The sequence below is a fragment of the Streptomyces sp. NPDC048415 genome, assembly GCF_040651675.1.
Lineage (GTDB): Bacteria > Actinomycetota > Actinomycetes > Streptomycetales > Streptomycetaceae > Streptomyces.
The window spans coordinates 1-1141 of record NZ_JBEZKJ010000231.1; the positions used below are offsets into that span (position 1 = coordinate 1).

The following is a 1141-nucleotide window of genomic DNA, read 5'->3' on the forward strand; positions in this document are numbered from 1 at the left end:
GGGACTTGCCCTTGACCTCAGTGAGCTTCCACCAGTTCTTGAGTTCCTTTTCGGTGTAGTAGGTGGTGCCGTCCACGGTGATTCCCTCCGGCATCTCAATTCCGCGCTTGCGGCCCCGCGAGATGCGCTTGCGCAGCGCGCCGTAGCGGGCGGGCAGGATGCCGGCCTCCCCGTCCTCCGTGGACGCCTCCTTGAGGCTGTAGACGGGCGTCTGCGCCTCTTCGGACACGTCGGTGGGCTCGTGGTCCTGGCCGTGCTTGGTGAGCGTCACACGGCCGGTCACAGCCCCGTCCGCGGGGTGTGACGTCACGTGCTCTGACCTGGGCGTAGGTACCCCGGGCCGGGGGGTTCGCCCATCGGTCACGAGCGTCACACCCTCCATGTAGGCCCCACCAGGCAGGAAATCAGCGATAGCCAGCTCGTGTTCGGCCTCGTCCAGGACGGCCGGGGTGATCCAGGGAGCCATCTCGCCCCGGTCGAACCAGTCCGGGGCGTCCTCGGCGGCCCGGATGTGCTTCCGCGCCACGGGGGTGATGTAGGCGTACTGGATTTCCTCGACCTCCGGCCGTCCGGTGACGCCGATAACGCCCCTGCCCTTGATGCCTGAGTCGTAGGCAACTCGCGGTGCGTCTCCGTAGGTGACGAGCCATTTGGGATTGGAGGCGGGGCCCACAATTCCCTTTGTGCCGACCAGGTCTCGGGTCTCGGTGTCGCCGAACAGCTCACGCGTGAATGTGTGCGCGCCGATCACGATTTTGTGGTCGGCCGAACGCCCCTGCATCAGGATCATGTGGAACCACGCCTCAAAGGGCGGCATCCCCTTTGCCTGGAGTCCGTATTTCCACCAGATTTTCGCGGACTTGACGAACGACGCGAATTCGTCGATGACCAGGATACGTCCGGGCAGAACGTCGCCTTCGGGTGTTCCTTGGAGCCCTTCGGCGGCCTTCATGGAGGTGTAGAACTCGGCCATCGCAGATACTCCGGCGCGGCCGGACTTGTGCACCCGGACGCCGGATTCACCCTCGATATCCTTGAACGCATTCGACTTCATGGTGATGCAATCGACGAGCGCGCCATGCTGGCGACCGTGAACAACCGGCATCAGCAATACCGTTGTCTTTCCGTCGCCGGTACCGCC

At 64.4% G+C, this 1141-nt stretch carries 1 pseudogene; it reads right to left on the minus strand.

Annotated elements, in window-relative coordinates:
• Positions 1-1105 (minus strand): annotated as a pseudogene (locus tag AB0D27_RS45520) (hypothetical protein); the annotation flags it as partial.
• Positions 1106-1141: the final 36 nt, after the last annotated feature.